21 protein-coding genes and 1 tRNA gene are annotated in these 22,779 nt (G+C 71.2%); 13 read left to right on the top strand and 9 right to left on the bottom strand.

Translation table 11 applies throughout. The annotated features are described in order from the left end of the window. Positions 1 to 918 (bottom strand): sensor histidine kinase (locus IF37_RS0134010; RefSeq protein ID WP_030751794.1); only part of this gene is annotated, 918 nt, incomplete at its 3' end. 166 nt (positions 919 to 1,084) lie between these two features. On the opposite strand from IF37_RS0134010, the gene IF37_RS0134005 reads away from it, so the two are divergent. From IF37_RS0134005 to IF37_RS0133975, 7 genes are all read left to right on the top strand, one after another. Continuing rightward, positions 1,085 to 1,945 (top strand): helix-turn-helix domain-containing protein, encoded by an 861-nt coding sequence (locus IF37_RS0134005; RefSeq protein ID WP_030751791.1) that lies wholly within the window; start codon positions 1,085 to 1,087, stop codon positions 1,943 to 1,945. 26 nt (positions 1,946 to 1,971) lie between these two features. Then, positions 1,972 to 2,043: transfer RNA gene (locus tag IF37_RS0134000), tRNA-Gln, on the top strand. A gap of 116 nt (positions 2,044 to 2,159) precedes the next feature. Next, positions 2,160 to 3,608, top strand: a complete 1,449-nt coding sequence (gene glmU / locus IF37_RS0133995; protein WP_079166016.1) for a bifunctional UDP-N-acetylglucosamine diphosphorylase/glucosamine-1-phosphate N-acetyltransferase GlmU — start codon at positions 2,160 to 2,162, stop codon at positions 3,606 to 3,608. A gap of 153 nt (positions 3,609 to 3,761) precedes the next feature. Continuing rightward, a complete protein-coding gene (locus IF37_RS0133990; protein WP_030751784.1) occupies positions 3,762 to 4,742 on the top strand; it encodes a ribose-phosphate diphosphokinase in 981 nt (326 codons plus the stop codon). Positions 4,743 to 4,941: 199 nt separating this feature from the next. After that, positions 4,942 to 5,535: a 50S ribosomal protein L25/general stress protein Ctc gene (locus IF37_RS0133985; RefSeq protein WP_030751781.1), complete on the top strand. Its 594-nt coding sequence runs from the start codon at positions 4,942 to 4,944 to the stop codon at positions 5,533 to 5,535. 70 nt (positions 5,536 to 5,605) lie between these two features. After that, the gene (pth, locus tag IF37_RS0133980) at positions 5,606 to 6,208 is read left to right on the top strand and encodes an aminoacyl-tRNA hydrolase (protein WP_030751778.1); all 603 of its coding nucleotides are present in this window, start codon (positions 5,606 to 5,608) and stop codon (positions 6,206 to 6,208) included. 52 nt (positions 6,209 to 6,260) lie between these two features. Further along, positions 6,261 to 6,767 carry a hypothetical protein gene (locus IF37_RS0133975; protein WP_173457076.1) on the top strand — a complete coding sequence of 169 codons (507 nt, stop codon included), beginning with the start codon at positions 6,261 to 6,263 and terminating at the stop codon, positions 6,765 to 6,767. A gap of 118 nt (positions 6,768 to 6,885) precedes the next feature. On the opposite strand, the gene ppc is transcribed toward IF37_RS0133975, so the two are convergent. After that, positions 6,886 to 9,618 (bottom strand): phosphoenolpyruvate carboxylase, encoded by a 2,733-nt coding sequence (gene ppc, locus IF37_RS0133970; protein ID WP_030751772.1) that lies wholly within the window; start codon positions 9,616 to 9,618, stop codon positions 6,886 to 6,888. A 303-nt stretch (positions 9,619 to 9,921) separates the two neighbouring features. Here ppc and IF37_RS0133965 point away from each other — a divergent pair, with 303 nt between their 5' ends. Both IF37_RS0133965 and IF37_RS0133960 read left to right on the top strand, forming a co-directional pair. Continuing rightward, entirely contained in the window at positions 9,922 to 10,929 is a 1,008-nt protein-coding gene (locus IF37_RS0133965) for a fatty acid desaturase (protein ID WP_030751769.1), read from the top strand. Then, positions 10,926 to 11,603, top strand: coding sequence for a TetR/AcrR family transcriptional regulator (locus IF37_RS0133960; protein WP_030751766.1), 678 nt, complete (start codon positions 10,926 to 10,928; stop codon positions 11,601 to 11,603). Before IF37_RS0133965 ends, IF37_RS0133960 begins: the two co-directional genes overlap by 4 nt. A gap of 42 nt (positions 11,604 to 11,645) precedes the next feature. Here IF37_RS0133960 and IF37_RS0133955 read toward each other — a convergent pair whose 3' ends face one another. Further along, positions 11,646 to 12,458, bottom strand: a complete 813-nt coding sequence (locus IF37_RS0133955; RefSeq protein ID WP_030751763.1) for a trans-aconitate 2-methyltransferase — start codon at positions 12,456 to 12,458, stop codon at positions 11,646 to 11,648. A gap of 88 nt (positions 12,459 to 12,546) precedes the next feature. Here IF37_RS0133955 and tamR point away from each other — a divergent pair, with 88 nt between their 5' ends. Next, on the top strand, positions 12,547 to 13,044 hold the full coding sequence (tamR, locus tag IF37_RS0133950) for a MarR family transcriptional regulator TamR (protein ID WP_030751761.1): 498 nt from the start codon (positions 12,547 to 12,549) through the stop codon (positions 13,042 to 13,044). Here the strand turns inward: tamR and IF37_RS0133945 are convergent. Then, positions 13,003 to 13,770, bottom strand: coding sequence for a response regulator transcription factor (locus tag IF37_RS0133945; RefSeq protein ID WP_030751758.1), 768 nt, complete (start codon positions 13,768 to 13,770; stop codon positions 13,003 to 13,005). The two genes, tamR and IF37_RS0133945, sit on opposite strands and share 42 nt — an antisense overlap. 303 nt (positions 13,771 to 14,073) lie before the next feature. On the opposite strand from IF37_RS0133945, the gene IF37_RS0133940 reads away from it, so the two are divergent. Further along, positions 14,074 to 14,529, top strand: a complete 456-nt coding sequence (locus tag IF37_RS0133940) for an N-acetyltransferase (RefSeq protein WP_030751755.1) — start codon at positions 14,074 to 14,076, stop codon at positions 14,527 to 14,529. Positions 14,530 to 14,575: 46 nt separating this feature from the next. Here IF37_RS0133940 and galK read toward each other — a convergent pair whose 3' ends face one another. From galK to galT, 3 genes are read right to left on the bottom strand one after another with little or no spacing between them, the layout of a single operon-like run. Further along, positions 14,576 to 15,730, bottom strand: a complete 1,155-nt coding sequence (gene galK, locus IF37_RS0133935) for a galactokinase (RefSeq protein WP_030751752.1) — start codon at positions 15,728 to 15,730, stop codon at positions 14,576 to 14,578. Then, positions 15,730 to 16,692, bottom strand: coding sequence for a UDP-glucose 4-epimerase GalE (galE, locus tag IF37_RS0133930; RefSeq protein ID WP_030751748.1), 963 nt, complete (start codon positions 16,690 to 16,692; stop codon positions 15,730 to 15,732). The genes galK and galE overlap by 1 nt, the downstream gene beginning before the upstream one ends. Beyond that, complete coding sequence (galT, locus tag IF37_RS0133925) at positions 16,689 to 17,750, bottom strand: galactose-1-phosphate uridylyltransferase (protein ID WP_030751746.1); 1,062 nt, start codon at positions 17,748 to 17,750, stop codon at positions 16,689 to 16,691. The genes galE and galT overlap by 4 nt, the downstream gene beginning before the upstream one ends. Positions 17,751 to 17,930: 180 nt before the next feature. Here galT and IF37_RS0133920 point away from each other — a divergent pair, with 180 nt between their 5' ends. Together IF37_RS0133920 and IF37_RS0133915 are read left to right on the top strand one after the other, a co-directional pair. Continuing rightward, complete coding sequence (locus IF37_RS0133920; protein ID WP_030751744.1) at positions 17,931 to 19,622, top strand: sodium:solute symporter family protein; 1,692 nt, start codon at positions 17,931 to 17,933, stop codon at positions 19,620 to 19,622. 22 nt (positions 19,623 to 19,644) lie between these two features. Next, positions 19,645 to 19,986, top strand: coding sequence for a hypothetical protein (locus IF37_RS0133915; RefSeq protein ID WP_030751741.1), 342 nt, complete (start codon positions 19,645 to 19,647; stop codon positions 19,984 to 19,986). 113 nt (positions 19,987 to 20,099) lie between these two features. On the opposite strand, the gene IF37_RS0133910 is transcribed toward IF37_RS0133915, so the two are convergent. Next, positions 20,100 to 20,804 (bottom strand): LuxR C-terminal-related transcriptional regulator, encoded by a 705-nt coding sequence (locus IF37_RS0133910; protein ID WP_079166015.1) that lies wholly within the window; start codon positions 20,802 to 20,804, stop codon positions 20,100 to 20,102. A gap of 175 nt (positions 20,805 to 20,979) precedes the next feature. Beyond that, a partial coding sequence (locus tag IF37_RS0133905) for a PQQ-binding-like beta-propeller repeat protein (RefSeq protein WP_030751735.1) occupies positions 20,980 to 22,779 on the bottom strand: 1,800 nt, incomplete at its 5' end.

The raw sequence follows: 22,779 nt of genomic DNA, 5'->3' as shown, positions 1-22,779 counted from the left end.
CGCCGCCCCCGGCTCCACGACCGCCACCCGCGACGCCGCCGCCGCGGCCGCCTCGCCCACCGCCGCCAACGGCAGCACCGCCGCACGCCGGCCCGTGCCCTCCCCGGCCCGCAGCACCCCCAGCATCTCCCGCAGCTCCGTCAGCGCCTGCCGCCCCATGTCCCCCACCAGCGCCGCGTTGCGCACCGCCTTCTCCGGGTCCTTGCGCGCCACCGCCTGCAACGCCGCCGCGTGCACCACCATCAGGCTCACCCGGTGCGCGACCACGTCGTGCATCTCCCGGGCGATCCGCGTCCGCTCCTCGTTACGCGCCCACTGAGCCCGCTCCTCCGCCCGCTCGGCGAGCAACTGGAGCTCCCGCTCCAACGAGTCCGCCCGCTCCCGCAGGCTCTCCATCAACCGCCGCCGCGCCCCCACGTACAACCCCAGCAGCACCGGCGGAGCCGTCAGCCCCAACGCCGTCGTCGCCGCCGCGAACGGCACGAACCAGTCACCCAGCGTCAGATCCCCGCGCGCCATGTCCTGACGCACCCGCACGAACGTCACCACCGCCGTACCCAGCAGCGACATCCCCGACAGCGCCCCGATGACCCGCCGCGGCAGCTCGGCCGCCGCCAGCGTGTACAGGCCGACGACCCCCATCAGGAAGCCCATCTCGGCGGGCGTGATCGCGATCGCCACCAGCACCACCGCGATCGGCCACTTCCGGCGCACCAGCAGCACCGAACCGGCGGCCAGCCCGAACACCAGCCCCGCGGACGCCGGGATTCCGGCATCCCGGGCGAACGGAACGCCCTCCGCCGCGCACTCCACGGCGGACAGCAGGGCGAGGCCCCCGTCGAGCATCGCGCTGCGCCACCTCGCCCACCACCAAGGGCCGGTCAGGGCCCTGGTGCCGTCTTCCCCCGTCGTGGTCATGTGTCCAGCCTACGGGCGACGGGTGCGGCTTTTCCGGTGAGTTTCACCGACCTCCACACACCACACTCCGTGACCGTACGGCCGCGGCCCCGCACACTGTCCCTCGAACTGGTGAACCTCCTCCGTTCGACTCCGGAACCTTCCATTCCGGCCGGACGGTATGCACATGGCACATTCCAGTGACAAATACGCCGATTTCGAGAACCTTCGACAGCGCGCGGTGACACTCCGGCGGGCCGGCCACAGCCTGCGGCAGATCCGCGACGCGCTGAAGGTCTCCAACAACGACCTCCTCCACCGCCTGGTGAAGGGCGAGCCGCCCCCGGAGTGGACGAAACGCCCGAACGCCAGGGACGACCTGCGGGCGAGGGCACGGGAGCTGCGGCTCCGGGGCTGGACGTACGACCGGATCCAGGCGGAGCTGGGGTGCTCGCGCAGCTCCGTCTCGCTCTGGGTGCGGGACCTGCCGAAGCCCGAGCGCCGGCGCACCCCCGGCCAGGCGGCGGCGATCGCCCGCAAGGGCTGGGAGGAGAGGCTGCGCGTCCGGGACGAGGAGCGGCGGCGGGCGAAGGAGGACGCCAGACGCTCGATCGGCGAGCTGTCGCCGCGCGAACTGTTCCTGGTGGGCGTGGGCCTCTACTGGGCCGAGGGCAGCAAGGACAAGCCGTACGACCGCCGGGAGAACGTCGTCTTCGTCAACAGCGACCCGGCGATGATCACGGTCTTCCTGGCCTGGCTCGACCTGCTCCAAGTGGAGCGCGAGCGCCTGCGGTTCGGCCTGATGATCCACGAGAACGCCGACGTGCGCGGAGCCGAGCGCTACTGGGCCGGTCTGGTCGGTGCCGACGCCTCGGCGTTCTACAAGACGACGCTCAAGAAGCACAATCCCCGCACGGTCCGCAAGAACACCGGAGACACCTACCGCGGCTGTCTGATGATCAAAGTCTTGAAGGGTGCCGACTTGTACCGTCGCATCGAAGGCTGGTGGTGCGGCATAGTAGGTGCCGCGACCTCAACGGACCGGTGAAATGTCCGCTTGAGGACGTTACACACTCCCCTGTGGTGTAATTGGCAACACGGGTCACTTTGGATGATTTGTTCCAGGTTCGAGTCCTGGCAGGGGAGCCGCACGCATCGCGGGCCCGGACACCACCGTCAGGGCCCGCACCCATATCCCCCGCAACTCCCCCCGGTATCCTGCGGCTGTCACCCCCACACACCCACAGCCGAAGGGCAACTCCGTGAGCGCCATCCGCCCGGCAGCCGTCGTCGTTCTCGCAGCGGGTGAGGGCACCCGTATGAAGTCGGCCACACCGAAGGTCCTGCACGAGATCTGCGGCCGTTCCCTCGTGGGCCATGTGCTGGCCGCCGCCCGTGAGTTGGTTCCGCAGAACCTGGTCGTGGTCGTGGGCCATGCCCGTGAGCAGGTCAGTGCCCATCTCGCCGAGATCGACCCGGGCTGCCGGACCGCCGTGCAGGCGGAGCAGAACGGCACCGGGCACGCTGTGCGCATGGGTCTTGAGGAGCTGGGCGGGGCCGTGGCGGGGACCGTCGTGGTGGTCTGCGGCGACACCCCCCTGCTGACCGCCGGCACCCTCGCGGAGCTGGCCGGGACGCACGAGTCGGAGGGCAACGCGGTGACCGTGCTGACCGCCGAGGTGCCGGACGCGACCGGTTACGGCCGGATCGTGCGGGACGAGGCGTCGGGCGCGGTGACGGCGATCGTGGAGCACAAGGACGCGACGGAGGCCCAGCGGGCGATCCGGGAGATCAACAGCGGTGTGTTCGCGTTCGACGGGCAGTTGCTGGCGGACGCGCTGAAGAAGGTGCGGACGGACAACAGCCAGGGTGAGGAGTACCTCACGGACGTGCTGGGGATCCTGCGGGAGGCCGGGCACCGGGTGGGGGCGTCCGTCGCGGCGGACCACCGGGAGATCGCCGGGATCAACAACCGGGTGCAGCTCGCGGAGGCCCGGCGGACCCTGAACGACCGGCTGCTGACGCGGGCGATGCTGGACGGCGTGACCGTGGTGGACCCGGCGACGACCTGGGTGGATGTGACGGTCGCCTTCGAGCGGGACGTCATCGTGCACCCGAACACGCTGCTGACCGGTGCGACGCGGCTCGGTGAGGGCGCGGAGGTGGGTCCGAACAGCCGGCTGAAGGACACCCGGGTGGGCGCGGGGGCGCGGGTGGACAACACGGTGTCGGACGGGGCCACGGTCGGTGCCGGGGCGTCCGTGGGGCCGTACGCGTATCTGCGGCCGGGGACGCGGCTCGGTGCGAAGGGCAAGATCGGGACGTACGTCGAGACGAAGAACGCCTCGATCGGGGAGGGCACGAAGGTGCCGCACCTGTCGTACGTGGGGGACGCGACGATCGGTGATCATTCGAACATCGGTGCGGCGAGCGTGTTCGTCAACTACGACGGTCAGGACAAGCATCACACCACCATCGGGTCGCATTGCCGGACCGGTTCGGACAACATGTTTGTGGCTCCTGTCACGGTCGGGGACGGCGCCTACACTGCCGCGGGGTCCGTGATCACGAAGGACGTGCCGCCCGGTTCGCTGGCCGTGGCCCGTGGCCAGCAGCGGAATATCGAGGGTTGGGTGGCTCGCAAGCGTCCGGGCAGCGCGGCGGCGAAGGCGGCCGAGGCGGCGTCCCGACAGGGCCGGAACGAGGACTGACCGGAAACAGGTGCGCCAAACACGGCGTACCGTGATAAGTGCACATCCGCACACGTGCACCCGCACCCATACCAGCTGATACGGCCTCTCATGCCTTGTCGGGAGGTCGCCGAGCAGCCGGCTGGCTGAGACAACCTCTGAGGAGACTGTGCTGTGACCGGGTTCAAGACGACCGGCGAGAAGAAGATGATGTTCTTCTCCGGCCGCGCCCACCCCGAGCTTGCCGAGGAGGTCGCCCAGCAGCTGGGTATCGGGGTCGTCCCGACGAAGGCCTTCGACTTCGCGAACGGTGAGATCTATGTCCGCTACCAGGAGTCGGCTCGCGGTGCGGACTGCTTCCTGATCCAGAGCCACACGGCTCCGATCAACAAGTGGATCATGGAGCAGTTGATCATGATCGACGCGTTGAAGCGCGCGTCGGCGCGCTCCATCACGGTGATCGTGCCGTTCTACGGTTACGCGCGGCAGGACAAGAAGCACCGGGGTCGTGAACCGATCTCGGCGCGTCTGATCGCCGACCTGATGAAGACGGCGGGTGCGGACCGCATCCTGACCGTGGATCTGCACACGGACCAGATCCAGGGCTTCTTCGACGGTCCGGTGGACCACCTGTTCGCGCTGCCGCTGCTGGCGGACTACGTGGGCGAGAAGGTGGACCGGGACAAGCTGACGGTCGTGTCGCCGGACGCGGGCCGGGTGCGGGTGGCGGACCGGTGGTGCGACCGGCTCGGCGCGCCGCTGGCGATCGTGCACAAGCGGCGTGACAAGGACGTGGCGAACCAGGTGACGGTCCACGAGGTCGTGGGCGAGGTCAAGGGCCGGGTGTGCGTCCTGGTCGACGACATGATCGACACGGGTGGGACGATCTGCTCCGCGGCGGACGCGCTGTTCGCGCACGGTGCGGAGGACGTCATCGTGACCGCCACGCACGGTGTGCTCTCCGGTCCGGCCGCGGACCGGCTGAAGAACTCGCGGGTGAGCGAGTTCGTGTTCACCAACACGCTGCCGACGCCGGCGGAGCTGGGTCGTGACCTGGACAAGATGACGGTGCTGTCGATCGCTCCGACGATCGCGAGCGCGGTGCGTGAGGTGTTCGAGGACGGGTCTGTGACCAGCCTCTTCGACGAGCAGTGAGGTTTCCGCACCTCCGTGCGCGGGGGTAGCGGAAGATCCTTTTGGGTACGGCCTCCCCGCCCGAGTACACTGTCCGAGTTGCTCGGCGAGGGAGGCCGTACCCGTGTGTACGGCGGTCCGTTATCGACGCGCTCTTCGTAGCAGGCCGTTCGTGGCCGGGTGACCACGTCCGTTCCGAGATCTACGAGGAGTGATCAATATGTCCGAGGTGAAGCTCGCCGCCGAGTCCCGCAACGAGTTCGGCAAGGGTGCGGCGCGTCGTATCCGCCGTGAGAACAAGGTGCCGGTCGTCCTGTACGGCCACGGCACCGAGCCGGTGCACCTGACCCTGCCGGGTCACGAGCTGCTGCTGGCGCTGCGTACGCCGAACGTCCTGATCTCCCTGGACATCGACGGCAAGACCAACGAGCTGGCGATCCCGAAGTCCGTGCAGCGTGACCCGCTGAAGGGCTTCCTGGAGCACGTCGACCTGCTGCTCGTCAAGCGTGGCGAGAAGGTCACGGTCGAGATCCCGGTGCACACCGAGGGCGAGCTGGCCCCGGGTGGCAACCTGCTGGAGCACGTCCTGGCCGCGCTGCCGGTCGAGGCCGAGGCCACGCACATCCCGGAGGCCGTGACCGTCTCCGTGGAGGGTCTGGAGGCCGGTGCCTCGATCCACGCCAAGGACATCGCCCTGCCGAACGGCGTGTCGCTGGCCGTGGACGCGGACGCGGTCGTCATCCAGGTGCTCCAGGCCCAGGCCGAGGAGACCGAGGGCGAGACCGCCGAGGGTGCGGAGACCGCGGAGGCCTGAGCCTCGTAGTCGTCGTCTCGCCGGCCGCTGTTCCCTCCGGGGGCAGCGGCCGGCGCGTATAAGAGGAGAGATGGACGTGACCACTCCCGCCAGCGCCCCCTGGCTGATCGTCGGGCTCGGCAATCCCGGGCCGGAGTACGCGATGAACCGGCACAACGTCGGTTTCATGGTGGCCGACCTGCTCGCGGAGCGGATCGGGGGGAAGTTCAAGCGGGCGGGCAAGGCGCAGGCGCAGGTGCTGGAGGGGCGGATCGGCCCGGCCGGACCGGCGAGCCGCCGGGTGATCCTGGCGAAGCCGATGTCGTACATGAACCTGTCCGGCGGTCCGGTGAACGCGCTGAAGGACTTCTACAAGGTGCCGCCGGCGAACGTCGTGGCGGTCCATGACGAGCTGGACATCGACTACGGCACCCTGCGGCTGAAGCTGGGCGGCGGGGACAACGGCCACAACGGCCTGAAGTCGATGACGAAGGCGATGGGGCCGGACTACCACCGGGTGCGGTTCGGGATCGGCCGGCCGCCGGGGCGGATGCAGGTGGCCGACTTCGTGCTGAAGGATTTCTCGTCGGCCGAGCGCAAGGAGCTGGACTACTTCGTGGACCGTGCGGCGGACGCGGTGGAGTGTCTGGTGGCGGAGGGGCTGGAGCGGGCGCAGAGCGCGTACAACTCCTGACTTGTCGGTCCAGGACGCCCACCGGAGTTGACCGGTCGTAGGGGAATGGCCAATGATCCCGGCCATGCCTGCCTCAGCCAGTACCGCTCGTCAGGCGTCCGTCTCCGCGTTGCGGTTCGGGCGGGTCGCGGTGATGGGTGCCCTCGCCGCACTGATCGTCGTCGCCGGGGTGTGGGGTTCCTGGGGGACCGCGCAGCACGCGATGCTGACCAAGGGGCGTGAGCGGGGCACGGTCCGGGTGACGGAGTGCGCGGGGGATGTGTGCGGCGGCCCGTTCACGCCCGCTTCGGCGGGGGCGCGGGCCCGTGCGCGCGTGGAGATCGAGAAGTCCGTCGCGGTGCGTACGGGGGCGACGTACGACGTGGTGCTGAAGCCCGGCGGCGGGGACGCGGTGCGCTCCGGTCCGGCGGGCGTCCTGCTGGCCTGGGTGCCGCTGGGCGGGGCGCTGCTGCTGGCGTCGGTGGTGGTCGCGGGCGGGATGCGGCTGGTGCGGCCGGCGTGGGTGCTGGGGCTGGCCGGGGCCGGGCTGCTGACGGCGGCGTTCCTGGCGTCGCAGTAGCCGGAGAGCGTCGCGGTAGCCGAGGAGCCCCGCGATATCCGAGGGACGTCGCGGTGGCCGGAGACGGGGGTGCCCCCGGGGTCGTACGACCCCGGGGGCACCTGTGTGCCGGGCCGGTTCAGCCGGTGTTGCGCAGGCCGGCGGCCACGCCGTTGACGGTGAGGAGCAGGGCGCGGGCGAGCAGCGGGTCGGGTTCGGCGGCCGCGGCGGCGGCGTCACGCTGCCGCTTGAGCAGGGTGACCTGGAGGTAGGAGATCGGGTCCAGGTAGGCGTCGCGGATGGCGAACGTCTGCTTGAGGACGGGCTGGGCGTCGAGGAGTTCGGTCTCGCCGGTGATCCGCAGGACCTCGCGGACGGTCAGCTCGTGTTCGGCCTTGATGGTGTCGAAGACGTGCTTGAGGTCGTCGGGGACGAGGGTGTCGACGTAGTGCTGGGCGATCCGCAGGTCCGTCTTGGCGAGGGTCATCTCGACGTTGGAGACGAAGTTGCGGAAGAAGTGCCACTGCTGGTGCATCTCGTCGAGCACGGTGTCCAGGCCGGCCTCGCGCAGGGCCTTCAGGCCGGAGCCGACGCCGAACCAGCCGGGCACGATCTGCCGGGACTGGGTCCAGCCGAACACCCACGGGATGGCGCGCAGGCCGTCGAGGCCGGCGCCGGAGTCGGGGCGGCGGGAGGGGCGGGAGCCCAGGTGCAGGTCGGCGAGCTGGTCGACGGGGGTGGAGGCGAAGAAGTAGGCCGGGAGGTCGGGGTCCTCGACCAGGCGGCGGTAGGCGTCGTGGGCGGCGTCGGAGACGACGTCCATGGCGGCGTCCCAGCGGGCGAGGGCCTCGTGGGACTGGCGGGGCGCGGTGTGCAGGGCGGAGGCCTGGAGGGTGGCGGCGACCGTCAGTTCCAGGTTCTCCCGGGCCAGCGACGGGATGAGGTACTTGTCGGAGATGACCTCGCCCTGCTCGGTGACCTTGATCTCGCCCTCCAGGGTGCCCCAGGGCTGGGCGAGGATGGCGTCGTGCGAGGGGCCGCCGCCGCGGCCGACGGTACCGCCGCGGCCGTGGAAGAGGCGGAGCCGGACGCCGTAGCGGTGGGCGACGTCGCGCAGCCGGCGCTGGGCGCGGTGGATCTCCCACTGGCTGGTGGTGATGCCGCCGAACTTGGAGGAGTCGGAGTAGCCGAGCATGACCTCCTGGACGTCGCCGCGCAGCGCGACCAGGCGCCGGTAGGACGGGTCGGAGAGCATGTCCTCCAGGATGGTGTCGGCGGCCTTCAGCTCGTCGGTGGTCTCCAGCAGCGGGACGATGCCGATCTTCGCCCAGCCGGCGTGCAGGTCGAGGAGGCCGGCCTCGCGGGCGAGGACGGTGGCGGCGAAGACGTCGTCGGCGCCCTGGCACATGGAGATGATGTAGGACTCGATGACCTCGGGGCCGAAGACCTCCAGGGCCCTGCGGACGGTCTGGAAGACGCCGAGGGTCTTCTGTCCGGCCGCGTCGACGGGGGCGGGGGTGGGGGCAAGCGGCCGCCTGGACCTGAGTTCCTTGGCGAGGAGCTTGGCCCGGTAGTCGCGGGGCATGTCGGCGTAGCGCCAGGACTCCTCGCCGAGCCGGTCGAAGAGCTGGCCGAGGGCGTGGTGGTGGGCGTCGGCGTGTTCGCGGACGTCCATGGTGGCGAGCTGGAGGCCGAAGGCGGCGAGGGTGCGGATGGTGCGGGCGAGGCGGCCGTCGGCGAAGAGTCCGCCGCGGTGTTCGCGCAGGGACGCCTGGATGAGCCGGAGGTCGTCGAGCAGCTGGCCGGTGCCGAGGTAGTCGCGGCCCTCCTCGTGGGGGGTGCCCTTGGCGAGGCGCTGCTTGGTGTTCTCCAGCTTCTGCCGGACGCAGGTGGCCTTGAGCCGGTAGGGCTCCTCGGCGTTGAGGCGCTTGTAGCGGGGGCTGATCTCGGGGAGCAGTTCCAGGTCGGCCTTGAGGGAGTCCAGCAGTTCCTCGGTGGCTCCGGTGTAGCGGATGGAGTTGGAGAGCAGGCCGCGCAGCTCGTCGATGACCTCCAGGGCGTCGTTGATGCCGTGTTCGTGCTGGAGGATGAGGACGTCCCAGGTGACCTGGGGGGTGACGTTGGGGTTGCCGTCGCGGTCGCCGCCGATCCAGGTGCCGAAGGTGAGCGGGCGGGTGTCGTCGGGGAGCTTGACGCCGACGCGCTCGAGTTCGGCGGTGAGGTCCTCCAGGACGTCGCCGACGGCGTCGGCGTGCAGCTCGTCGAGGTAGTAGATGGCGTTGCGGGCCTCGTCGGCGGGTTCGGGGCGGACGACGCGCAGTTCGTCGGTCTGCCAGACGAGGTCGATGTTCTCGGCGAGGCGGATGTCGTGGCGGCGGCGGTCGGATTCGATGACCGGGGTGTCCAGGAGCGCGGCGATGCGCCGGAGCTTGTTGAGGACGGAGCGGCGGGCGGCCTCGGTGGGGTGGGCGGTGAAGACGGGGCGGACGTTGAGGTGCCGGACGGACTGCCGCAGGTGCTCGGGGTCGGCGTCCTTGAGCCGGTCGGCGGTCCGGGAGAGCAGGCCGCCCTCGGCGGCGCGCCGGGCGCGCAGTTCGCGGCCGCGGTGCACCTGTTCGGTGATGTTGGCCAGGTGGAAGTAGGTGGAGAAGGCGCGGACGAGCTTGGCGGCGGTCTCCAGTTCGGTGCCGCGCAGCAGCTCGGCGGCGGCTTCGCCGTCCTCGCGGGTGAGGCGGCGCACCTTCTCGACGAGGTCGAGGAGTTCGGGGCCCTCCTGCCGGACGAGGGTCTCCCCCAGGAGATCACCCAGCCGGCGGATGTCGGCGCGCAGCTCTGTGCTGGTCGTGGTGGTCTGGTCGTCGGCACTGCTCACAGGTGCGGCTCCTTGCAGTGTTGAAGCTCGGCTGGAGGGGAACCCGGGCGGCTGCCGCGCGGCGGGGTGCCGCATACGGGCCGGAGCGTCCGGGAAGGAAACTTCAGCGGACCGCGCTGTCCGACCGAGTCCAAGGATAGGTGGCGATGTGGACGCGCAGGCTCTGGGGCTCTTGCCGCCGCGCGACACGCTGCCATACTTACGTCGCCGTAGGTTACGGAACCGTAGGGAAGCGCCGCAGACTCCCGCACGGTCCCGGGTACCCGGCATCCGCCTCGACCACCGACCCCACAGGGGACGCGCATGACCTCAAGTTCCGATGTGATCGACGAAGCCCGTACGGCCGACGACACGGCTCTTCCCTCCGCCACGCTGGGCGGTGAGCAGAAGCGCTCGATCGAGCAGATCACGCTGCTGCTCTTCATCACCGTGCCGTTCCTGGCACTGGTGGCGGCGGTGCCGCTGGCCTGGGGCTGGGGGGTGAGCTGGCTCGATCTGGGCCTGCTGGTGTTCTTCTACTTCCTGGGGTGCCACGGCATCACGATCGGTTTCCACCGGTACTTCACCCATGGTTCGTTCAAGGCGAAGCGGCCCCTGCGGATCGCGTTGGCGATCATGGGGTCGATGGCGGTCGAGGGCCCCCTGGTGCGCTGGGTGGCCGATCACCGCCGACACCACAGGTTCTCCGACGCGGAGGGCGATCCGCACTCTCCGTGGCGGTTCGGCGAGACGGTTCCGGCGCTGATGAAGGGCCTGTGGTGGGCGCACATCGGCTGGATGTTCGACGAGGAGCAGACCCCGCAGGAGAAGTACGCCCCGGATCTGATCAAGGACGGGGCGATCCGGGCGGTCTCCCGCCAGTTCGTGCTCTGGACGGCCGTCTCGCTGGCGCTGCCGCCGCTGATCGGCGGTCTGGTGACGATGTCCTGGTGGGGCGCGTGCACCGCGTTCTTCTGGGGTTCACTCGTACGAGTGGCGCTGCTGCACCATGTGACGTGGTCGATCAACTCGATCTGTCACGCGGTGGGCAAGCGGCCGTTCAAGTCGCGGGACCGTTCGGGCAACGTGTGGTGGCTGGCGATCCTGTCCTGCGGTGAGTCCTGGCACAACCTGCACCACGCCGACCCGACCTCGGCGCGGCACGGGGTGATGCGCGGGCAGCTGGACTCGTCGGCCCGGTTCATCCGCTGGTTCGAGCTGCTGGGCTGGGCGTACGACGTGCGCTGGCCGTCACGCTCGCGTATCGATTCGCGACGGGACACCCGGGGAGGCGGCGCCCGGCGCCGGGGGGAGACGGCCGAGGCGGCATGATTGACGCCGTGGCGACCGACTCCAGCAGCACTTCAGGCAATGACAAGCAGCGGCGGACCCGCCGGACCCGTATGACCGGTGCCGAGCGCCGCCAGCAGCTGCTGGAGATCGGTCGCACCCTCTTCGCGGCCAAGGGCTTCGAGGGCACGTCGGTGGAGGAGATCGCGGCGAAGGCCGGGGTGTCCAAGCCGGTGGTGTACGAGCACTTCGGCGGCAAGGAGGGGCTGTACGCGGTGGTGGTGGACCGGGAGATGCGCCGTCTGCTGGACATGGTCACCGGTTCCCTGACCGCCGGCCACCCCCGCGAGCTGTGCGAGCAGGCCGCCTTCGCGCTGCTCGACTACATCGAGGAGTACACGGACGGTTTCCGCATCCTGGTCCGGGACTCGCCGATTCCGCAGTCCACGGGCTCCTTCGCCTCGCTGATCTCGGACATCGCCACCCAGGTGGAGGACATCCTGGGCCGTGAGTTCAAGTCGCGGGGCTTCGACCCGAAGCTCGCCCCGCTCTACGCGCAGGCGCTGGTCGGCATGGTGGCGCTGACCGGCCAGTGGTGGCTGGACGTGCGCCGCCCGAAGAAGGCGGAGGTTGCGGCACACCTGGTGAACCTGGCGTGGCACGGCCTGGACGGGCTGGAGCAGAAGCCGCGGCTGATCGGTCACCGGAAGAGCTGAAGCGGTGGTGCGAGGCCACCCACCCGGGCCGCACCCCCTGAGTCAGTGGCCGGTGCGGGCGATGGCGAAGAGGCGGCGGAAGGGCAGCACCGTGCCGTACGGCGCGCTCGGGTAGGCCTCCCGCAGCAGGTCCCGGTACTCGGTCAGGAACGCCTCGCGTGCCTCGGGGTCGTCGGCGAGCACGGTCAGGGCGGGGCGCAGGCCGGTGCCCTTCACCCAGTCGAGCACCGGGTCCTCGCCGGCGAGGACGTGGAAGTACGTCGTCTGCCACACGTCCGTCGCGCAGCCGAGGCGGGCGAGGCGGTCCAGGTAGGCGCCGGGTTCGGCCACGGTGTCCGGGCGGCGCAGCACGCCGGCGAGGCGGCCCTGCCAGCGGGGGGTGGCGGCCAGCTCGCGCATCAGGGCGTGCAGCGGGGCGTCGATGTTGTCGGGGACCTGGAAGGCGAAGGTGCCGCCGGGCGCCAGGGCGGCGATCCAGTCGGCGAACCGGTCGGCGTGGCCCGGCACCCATTGGAGGGTGGCGTTGGAGACGATCAGGTCGTACGGCTCCCGGGGTGTCCAGGTGTTCAGGTCGGCGTGGGCGAAGTCCAGCCGGCCGCCGCCGGCCGTGGGGCCCTCGTGGTCGGTGTGGGCCTTGTCGAGCATCGCGGGCGAGTTGTCGTAGCCGGTGATGCGGGCGGTGGGCCAGCGTTCGGCGAGCAGGGCGGTGGCGTTGCCGGGGCCGCAGCCGAGGTCGGCGATGCGGGGCCGGTCGCCGGGCGGCTCGGGGAGGCGGGCGAGGAGGTCGGCGAAGGGGCGGGCCCGGTGACCGGCGTGGCGGAGGTACTGGGCGGGGTCCCAGGTGGGCGTCGTCATGCCGTCCACTCTCACCACCATAAGTCTCGACGTCAAGATAATCGACATCAAGAGACTTCATGTCGACACAACCACTACACTGATCTCCATGGAGGACGAGGTCGATCGGCTGGTCGCAGCGTGGCGCCGGGAGCGCCCGGACCTCGATGTGGAGCCGCTGGAAGTGCTCAGCCGGGTGAGTCGACTCGCCCGGCACCTGGACCGCGCCCGCCGGCTCGCCTTCTCCGAGCACCAGCTGGAGCCCTGGGAGTTCGACGTGCTGACCGCGCTGCGGCGCGCGGGCACGCCGTATCAGCTCTCCCCCGGCCAGCTGCTCACGCAGACCCTGGTCACCTCGGGCACGATGACCAACCGCATCGACCGGCTGGCGAAGAAGGGCCTGGTGGAGCGGCTGCCCGACCCGAGCGACCGGCGGGGTGTGCTGGTCCGGCTGACCGGGGAGGGCCGGGACCGCGCGGACCAAGCGCTGGCGGGTCTGCTGGAGCAGGAACGCGCCATCCTCGCCGAGCTGTCCCGCGCCCAACGCGCCGAACTGGCCGGTCTACTACGCCAGTTGACCGCCCCGTTCGACAACATTCCCGGATAGGTCGGCCGGTCCCACGCCCGCCCGCCGGGCGAGCGCCACGGCGGCCAGGGTGGAGTGGACGCCCAGCTTGCCGAGGACGTTCTGCATGTGGGTGCGCACGGTGTGCGGGGAGAGGAACAGCCGCTCGGCGACGGCCTTGCGGCCGAGCCCGGCGACCATGCAGCGCAGCACCTCCCGCTCCCGGGGGGTGAGGGACTCCACCAGCCGCTCGCTCTCGGTGCGGTGCCGGCGGGCGGCCGTCAGCTCCTTCAGCACCCCGGTGAGCAGCGCCGGCGGCAGATGCGTCTCCTCGCGCAGCACGCCCCGTACCACCGTCAGCAGCCGGGACAGCGAACAGTCCTTGGCGACCCAGCCGGAGGCGCCGGCCTGGAGGGCGAGGGCCGCGCGGCGCGGGTCGTCCCTCCCTGCGAGGACGACGGTGCGCACGGCGGGCTGCGCGGCACGGACCCCGGCGACCAGCGAGATCCCGTCGACCATGCCCTCCTCGTCGCCCTCGCGCACCGGTACGGCCGGGCGGGCCCCGGGCACGCTGCCGCCGAGGTCGGCGTCGACCAGCAGCACGTCGTAGCGGCGGCCCTCGCCGGCCGCCCGCTCCAGACAGCGCAGCGCGGCCGGGCCGCTGCCGGCGGCGGAGACGTCGACGTCGGGCTCGGCGGCCAGGGCGGCGGCGAGCGACTCGGCGAAGATGCGGTGGTCGTCGACGACCAGGACGCGGATACGAACCACGAAACCCCCTTCCCCAGGCTCCGCGTGGAGCAGGGGATGCCAAGGTCCGGAAAGCTCCGGAGCGGACCGGTCCGGAATGGCCCGGAAAAGGTGTGGAGAACGACGACCGGCGCGGGTACGGCACCTGCGGACGAGGGCGCGCGCCGCACGGCCGCCGTCGCGGAGACCGCTGCCCCGACCGCGGGCAGCCTTGCCCGCCCGTCTCGCCCCCTGGGCACCGGCCCCCACCGGTGCTGCTCCACAGAGTACGGATGGGAGCACGGAGCGGAAGGAGATTTGCACAACTGGCCGTCCGGCGCGTTTATGGTGTGCCGCATGTTTCGTATTGAGGCGGAAGTCGACAGAGGCCGACGTGATCTGCTCCGCTCGCGGCTGCGGGACACCAACACGGCGGCGTCCCCGGTGCTGGCGGCCCTGCGCGGCACGCCCGGCGAGCACGAAGTGCCGCTCCACGTGTGGGCGCTGGACGCCGCCGGCGACCTGGCGGGCGGTCTGGTCGGCCACACCTGGACCACCTGGCTGCACGTCACCTACCTCTGGGTGGACGCCGCCCACCGCGGCACGGGTCTCGGCTCGCGCCTGCTGGCCGAGGCCGAGCGGATCGCCGCCGCCGACCGCGCCTGCACGGCGTCCCGCCTGGAGACCTGGGACTTCCAGGCCCCCGGCTTCTACCGCAAGCAGGGCTACGAGGTGGTGGGCGTGGTCCCCGACTACCCGCCGGGGCTCACGGAGTTCCTCCTGGCGAAGCGGCTGGGCTGAGCCCCGGCCCCGGTGGTGCCCGGTCCCCGGTGCGCCGGGGACCGGATCAGCGCAGGCGGCGGGCGCCCGCCGACGGCACCGCCTCGAACACCCGCGGGGCGGTGAAGTCCGCCGCCGCGAAGGCCGCTTCGATCGCCTTCGTGAGGGTGCCGGCCTCCGCCGCCTCCGTCAGGACGATCGCCGAGCCGCCGAAGCCGCCGCCGGTCATCCGGGCGCCGAGCGCGCCGGCCGCCAGGGCGGTGTCGACCACCAGGTCCAGCTCGGGGCAGGAGACGCGGAAGTCGTCGCGCAGCGAGGCATGGCCCTCGGTCAGGACCGGGCCGATGGCGCGGGGGTCGCCCGCGCGCAGCAGGGCGACGGTGCGTTCCACCCGCGCGTCCTCCGTCACCACGTGCCGGACCAGGCGGACGACCTCCTCCTCGTCGCCCAGGCGGGCGAGTGCCTCGTCCAGGCCGTCGTACGGGATGTCCCGCAGGGCGTCGACGCCGAGCAGGGCCGCGCCCTTCTCGCAGCCGGCCCGGCGCTTGCCGTACTCGCCGCCGCTGTGGGCGTGCTTGACCCGGGTGTCCACGACCAGCAGGCCGAGGCCCCGGGCCGCGAGGTCGAAGGGGATCTGCTGCTGGGACAGGTCACGGGTGTCCAGGAAGAGCGCATGGCCCTGCTCGCAGCAGGCCGACGCCGTCTGGTCCATGATGCCGGTCGGGGCGCCGACGTAGACGTTCTCGGCGCGCTGGCACAGCCGGGCCAGCTTCCAGCGCGCCAGTTCCAGGCCGTACAGGTCGCTCAGGGCGAGCGCGATGACGACCTCCAGCGCGGCGGAGGAGGACAGGCCCGCGCCGGTGGGGACGGTGGAGGACAGGTGGACGTCCGCGCCGGTGATCTCGTGGCCCGCCTCGCGCAGCGCCCAGACCACGCCCGCCGGGTACGCCGTCCACTCCCGGTCGGTCTGCGGCGCGAGGTCGTCCAGCCGCAGTTCCGCGATGCCGTCGCCGACGTCCGCCGAGTGCAGGCGCAGGACGCCGTCCGTACGGCGGGAGACCGCCGCGACCGTCTGGTGCGGCAGCGCGAACGGCATGACGAAGCCGTCGTTGTAGTCGGTGTGTTCGCCGATCAGGTTGACCCGGCCCGGTGCCGCCCAGACGCCCTCGGGCTCCGTCCCGTACAGCTCGGCGAAGCGCTCCGCGACCCGCTGTGCCCCCACTAGTGCTCCTTCGTGATGCTCTGCGCGAACTCCCACGCGTCCGCGACGATGCCCGCGAGGTCCGCGCGGGACGGGTTCCAGCCCAGCTTCTCGCGGGCCGTGTCGGCGGAGGCGACCAGCACCGCCGGGTCGCCGCCCCGGCGCGGGGCCGCCACCTCGGGGATCGGGTGCCCGGTGACCTCGCGGACGGTCTCGATGACCTCCCGGACGGAGAAGCCGTTGCCGTTGCCGAGGTTGCAGATCAGGTGCTCGCCCGGCCGCGCGGCCGCCACGGCCAGCAGGTGGGCCTCGGCCAGGTCGGCCACGTGGATGTAGTCGCGGACGCAGGTGCCGTCGGGGGTCGGGTAGTCGTCGCCGAAGACGGAGACGGCGTCCCGCCGGCCCTGGGCGACCTGGAGGACCAGGGGGATCAGGTGCGACTCGGGGTCGTGCCGCTCGCCCTGGGCGCCGTAGGCGCCGGCCACGTTGAAGTAGCGCAGCGACACCGCGGCCAGGCCGTGGGCGGCGGCCTCCCCGCTGATCATGTGGTCCACGGCGAGCTTGGAGGCGCCGTAGGGGCTGGTGGGCCTGGTCGGGGCGGTCTCCGGGATCGGGACCTGCTCCGGCTCGCCGTAGGTGGCCGCCGTGGAGGAGAAGACCAGCTTGCGGACGCCGGCCTCGCGCATCGCGGAGAGCAGGGCCATCGTGCCGCCGACGTTGTTCTCCCAGTACTTCTCCGGCTTCACCACCGACTCGCCGACCTGCGAGAACGCCGCGAAGTGCAGCACGCCGTCGAAGGACGGGTCGAGCCACTTGGCGGCGTCGCGGATGTCGCCCTCGACGAAGGCGGCACCGGCGGGCACGCCCGCGCGGAAGCCGGTGGAGAGGTTGTCCAGGACGGTGACCTCGTGGCCGGCCTCCAGCAGATGCTGGGCCACGACACTGCCGACGTATCCCGCGCCACCCGTCACCAGGTACTTCATGAACTCGCTACCTCTCGCAGTCGCTCGGCCGCGCGCTCCGGCGGCACGTCGTTGATGAACACGTTCATGCCGGACTCGGAACCCGCGAGAAACTTCAGCTTGCCGGAAGTGCGGCGGATGGTGAAAAGCTCGAGGTGGAGCGCGAAGTCGTCGCGTGCCACGCCGTCGAACTCCGCCGGCGCCCGGAACGGGGCCTGGTGCCAGGCCGCGATGTACGGCGTCGGCGGCTCACCCTCGCCGAAGATCCGGTCGAAGCGCCTCAAGAGTTCCAGATAGACCTGGGGGAATTCTGTGCGCGCCGCCTCGTCCAGCCCGAGCAGGTCGGGCACGCGGCGCCTGGGGTAGAGGTGGACCTCGTACGGCCAGTGCGCCGCGTACGGCACGAAGGCCACCCAGTGTTCACCCTCAAGGACGACCCGCTCACCGGCGAGCTCCCGCGCCAGGACGGCGTCGAACAGGTTCTCGCCGCCGGTCGCCTCCCGGTGGGCGGCGAGCGAGCGCAGCATCAGCGCGGTGCGCGGGGTGGTGAAGGGGTAGGCGTAGATCTGCCCGTGCGGGTGGCCCAGGGTCACGCCGATCTCGGCGCCGCGGTTCTCGAAGCAGAACACCTGCTCCACGGCGGGCAGGCGGGACAGTTCCGAGGTGCGGTCCGTCCACGCGTCCAGCACCAGGCGTGCCTGCTCCGGGCGGAGGTCGGCGAAGGAGGCGTCGTGGTCGGAGGTGAAGCAGACGACCTCGCAGCGGCCGGAGTCGCCGGCGAGGGAGGGGAACCGGTTCTCGAAGACGGCGACGTCGTAGGAGGAGTCCGGGATCTCGCTGAGCCGGTCGCCGCGCGTGGGGCACAGCGGGCACTCGTCGGCCGGCGGGTGGTAGGTGCGGCCCTGGCGGTGCGAGGCGATGGCGACGCCGTCCCCGAGCAGCGGGTCGCGGCGGATCTCGGAGGTGGTGACCGTCGGCTCCAGGGGACGGCGGTCGGCCGCGTCCCGCACGGTGTCGTCCCGGAGGTCGTAGTAGATCAGCTCACGACCGTCGGCCAGCCGGGTCGAGGTCTTCTTCACGCCGGGCTCCTCTACGTCCCGCATCCCAATGACTCAACACAACCAAACATAACAGACCACAACTCGACAACACCTCGGATCATCACAATCGAACAAAGATCACCATGGGAACTGTTCAATAACTGAACATCGAGGCGTAGGTTCCGCTCTGATCAGTTCGCGCAACGAAGCGAGTTCTTCATGCACACCCCCCTACACGCCCCCGTCACCCTGGCGGCGGAGCTACGGCTCCCCACCAACTGGCTGGACTACACGATCCTGGCGATCTACTTCGTCGTCGTGCTCGGCATCGGCTTCGCCGCCCGCCGTTCGGTCAAGACCAGCCTCGACTTCTTCCTCTCCGGACGCTCGCTGCCCGCCTGGATCACCGGCCTCGCCTTCATCTCGGCGAACCTGGCGGCCACCGAGATCCTCGGCATGGCCGCGAACAGCGCCCAGTACGGCGCCTACACCGTCCACTGGTACTGGATCGGCGCCATCCCCGCCATGGTCTTCCTGGGCCTGGTGATGATGCCCTTCTACTACGGCAGCAAGGTCCGCTCGGTCCCCGAGTTCCTGCTGCTGCGCTTCGACCGGGCCGCCCACGTGCTCAGTTCGGGCCTGTTCGCGTTCGCCGCGATCCTGGTCGCCGGCGTCAACCTCTACGCCCTCGCGATCGTCGTCGAGGCCCTGCTCGGCTGGCCCAAGTGGGTCGCCATCCTGGTCGCCGGCGCCTTCGTGCTCGGGTACATCACCCTGGGCGGCCTGTCCTCGGCGATCTACAACGAGGTGCTCCAGTTCTTCGTGATCCTCGCCGCCCTCATCCCGATCACCGTGCTGGGCCTGAAGAAGGTCGGCGGCTGGAACGGGCTGACCGACAAGCTCACCGCGCAGCACGGCGCCGACTTCACCTCGGCCTGGGGCGGCACCGGCATCGGCCATGCCAACCCGCTGGGCGCCAACTGGCTCACCATCGTCCTCGGCCTCGGCTTCGTGCTCTCCTTCGGCTACTGGACCACCAACTTCGCCGAGGTGCAGCGCGCCCTGTCCGCGAAGAACCTCTCCGCCGGACAGCGGACCCCGCTGATCGCCGCCTTCCCGAAGATCTTCATCGTCTTCCTGGTGATGATCCCGGGCCTGGTCGCCGCCGCGCTCGTGCCGAAGATCGGCACCTCCGGCTCCGGCCTCCAGTACAACGACGCCATCCCCTACCTGATGCAGGAGCTGCTGCCCAACGGCGTGCTCGGCATCGCCGTCACCGGTCTGCTGGCGGCCTTCATGGCGGGCATGGCGGCGAACGTGTCGTCCTTCAACACCGTGTTCACCAACGACATCTGGGCGAAGTACGTGGTGCGCGGCCGCGAGGACGCCTACTACGTGCGGTTCGGCCGCCTGATCACCGCGATCGGTGTCTGCGCCTCCGTCGGCACGGCGTTCCTGGCGTCCTCGTTCTCCAACATCATGAGCTACCTCCAGACGCTGTTCTCCTTCTTCAACGTGCCGATGTTCGTCGTCTTCATCGTCGGCATGTTCTGGAAGCGCGCGTCCGCCAAGTCCGGCTTCTGGGGCCTGCTCGCCGGCACCGTCACCGCCATGGTCAACTACTTCGTCCTCTACAAGAAGGACATCATCTCCATCCCCTCCGACCAGGGCGCCAACTTCGTCTCGGCCATCGCGGGCTTCGTCGCCGGCGCGGTCGTGATGGTCGTGGTGTCGCTGTTCACCAAGCCGAAGCCGGTGGAGGAGCTCCAGGGCCTGGTCTACGGAACCCGCTCCCCCGGCATGTCCGAGCCGCCCGCCGCGGGCGACGACGCGTGGTACCGCAAGCCGGCCCTGCTGGGCTGGGGCGCGGTCGTCCTGGCCGCCGCCTGCTACATCCCGTTCTCGTTCTGACGCGGAAGGATTCGAGGAAACCATGACCGAGCATCCCGAGCAGCCGCGCCGGCCGCACTACACCGAGCACGACCTCCAGCGGGAGGTCTCCGAGCTGGAGTCCCAGTCCGCCACCGCGGCCCGCATCTTCGACCTGCGTCGCATCATCGGCGGCCTCTTCGTGGTCTACGGCGTCATCGTGACGATCACCGGGATCACCGACTCCCAGGCCGCGATCGACAAGGCCGAGGGCGTCAACATCAACCTCTGGACCGGGATCGGCATGCTGCTCCTGGGCGTCTTCTTCCTGGCCTGGCTGAAGCTGCGGCCCACTCCCCCGCCGCTGCCTCCCAAGGGGCTGCCCGAGGAGAAGGGGGCCGAGTAGCGCGGCCGTCCGGCGGCAGTACGCCGACCCCCGGGGGCGCGGGGCCGCACGCGGTCCCGCGCCCCCGAGAGACGCCGCCCCTCAGCAGCGCGCGCCTCGAAGACCCCGCCCCTTCAAGGGCGTTCACGCGACGGCGCCTGCCCGGAGCCGCGCGCGGAACCCGCCCGCTCCAGCAGGCCCGTGCGCGCCGCCAGCGCCGCCGCCTCCAGGCGCGACCCGACGCCCAGCTTCATCAGCACCCGCTGCACATGCGTGCGGGCCGTACTCGGGGCGATGCCCATCCCCGCCGCGATCAGCCGCGTGTCCTCCCCGTCGGTCACCCGGACCAGCACCTCCACCTCGCGCGGCGTCAGCATCTCCAGCAGCCGCTGCGCCTCGTCGTCGGGCTGCGCGGCCGGGTTCAGCAGTTCCCCGAAGGCACCCTGGAGCAGTTGCGGAGCCACCGCCGCCTCCCCGGCCCGGGCCTTCAGCAGGGCCCGTTCGACCCCCTCGATCCGCTCGTCGTGCCGGACGTACCCCGACGCGCCCGCGGCGAAGGCCGCCGCGATCCCGCGCGGCGACGGCACCGGGCCCAGCACCACCACGGCCACCTGCGGGCGCTCCCGCTTGATCCTGACCACCGGGTCGAAGGCTCCCGGCGCGGCCGGCGCCGCCGTCCCCAGCAGGCACACCTCGGGCGCCCGCGCGATCACCAGGTCCGCCGCGCCCGCGGCCGGTGCCGCCGCGGCGACCACCCGGTGCCCGCGCAGCTTGAGCGCCGACGCCAGCGCCTCCGCGAGCAGGCGGTGGTCGTCGACGACCATGAGCCGCACTCCCATGAAGCAATCCCCCAGTCCCCGCGGCGCCCCCGCCCTTCATGCCCCCGGAAGCTACACGCTTGTTCGACGTCGCGCTGCCCCTCCCGACGAGAAGTGCCCCGGATCGATGAACTCCGGGGCACTTCTCGGAAAGTCACTCGTTCGGGCGAGTGGCGGGGCGGGCTCCGGCGGCCGGTCAGCCGTCCGTGCCGAAGGCCATCACCAGGTACTCCTTGGTGGACGACGCACTCGACGCCTTGTGCGCGTAGACGGCCGACATGTACAGGCGGCCCTTGCCGAAGAGGATCTCCGCGTACTCGGGCAGCAGACCGACCTCGCCCTCGTGCACCTCCCGGGTGGCGGGGTTCTCCAGCAGTTCGACGGACTTGAACGAACCGCCGTCGATGCTGACGACCTGGCCGCCCTTGTCGTACGGCGGCGCCTTGTAGGCGATCAGGTTGCCGCCGTCCATGCGCAGCGGGGACAGGGTGTAGCCGTCGCCGGCCTCGGCGCGCTGGCCGGTGCCCTTGCCGGTCCTGAGGTCGAAGGCGAGGATCTCGTTGGTCCTGGTGTACTTGCCCGAGCCGTCGTGCGTCTCGGTCGGCAGGTACAGCCGGCCGTTGCCGGCCACGACCTGCTTGCAGCCCTCGATCCGGGAGATGCCGTCGCAGTGGCCCGCGTAGGTGTCGCCGGGCGCCGGGATGCGGGCGAGCAGCTTGCCGGTGTCGCCGTCGACGGAGAAGTAGTCCGAGACACCGCTGCCGTCGCCGGCGGTGTCGCCGACGTCCGCCGCGACCACCAGCGGGTCGGTGGAGACGAGCGCGGCGTACTCGACGCCGGAGGGCATCTTGTAGTCGGCGATCACCTTGCCGCTCTTCGGGTCGACGGTCTGGATGTGCAGCTGCCGGTTGTCGTACGCGCCGCACTTGCGCACCGCGACCAGCCGGGTGCCGCCGCCGTATCCGGCGTCGTAGCAGGTGTCGTCCGGCTTCGGCTGCCACAGCGTCCTGCCGGACTCGATGTCGAACGCGGCGCCGCCGTCCAGGCTGCCGACCGCGACGGTGTGCTGAGCGACCGTCACATTCTGGAAGGTGATCGGGACATCACCGGACTTGACCGACTTCGTCCACAGCTTCTTGCCCGCGCCTAGGTCGATCGCCGCGATCTGGCTGCACCCCGCGGAGCGGCCCTTCTCGGGCATCTTCGGCTGGAAGGTGATCGCCGTCCGGCCGTCCTCGTCGACGTGCGAACTGGCCGCGCAGACCGGGCCGGGCAGCTTGATCGTCCACAGCCTGGTGCCCTCGGCCGGGTCGTAGCCGGTGATCTCCGCGATGCCGCTCTTGGCGTACACGGTGTCCGTCAGCCACGAGCCCGAGGTGACGACCGTGTCCTGCGTGCTGGGCAGCGGCACCTGGAAGAGCACCTTGGCGGCGGGGTCGGACGGCGCCTTCTCCTTGCCGCCGCCGGTCGTGCCCCCGGAGCCGCCGGACGCGCCGCCGGAAGCGCCGGAGCCGCCGTCGGAGGAGGCGGTCTCGTGCCGCTCGCCGCCGCCGGAGGACTTGGCGTACCAGATGCCGCCGCCGACGATCAGCGCGATGGCGACGACCGCCGCGACGACGATGACCAGCGCGGTGTTGTTCCGTCCGCCACCGCCCGACACCGGCCCGGGCGGTGTCACCACGGTCGGCGGCTGCCCCTGGCCGGGATGGCCGTACCCCGGCTGCACGCCCTGCATGGGCTGCGTGGGCTGGGTGTAGGGGTTGTACGGCTGGGCGCCGTAGCCCGGCTGCGCAGGCTGCGCGGGGTGGTACGCCGGCGGCTGCTGGGCGTACGGGTTCTGCTGCGCGCCGGGGTAGCCGTACCCGGGCTGCGGGGACTGCTGCGGCGGGACGGCGGGGTAGCCGTAGCCCGGCTGCGGCTGCGGCTGCGGGGGCCCCGGGGGCGGGCCCGGCGGCTGGTTCGGGGGCTGGTTCGGCGGGGGCGGGGGCGGCTGGGG

Source organism: Streptomyces sp. NRRL S-31, from assembly GCF_000718775.1.
Lineage (GTDB): Bacteria > Actinomycetota > Actinomycetes > Streptomycetales > Streptomycetaceae > Streptomyces.
Note: the sequence above shows the minus strand (reverse complement) of the source record. Positions and strands in the feature narration are given on the sequence as shown.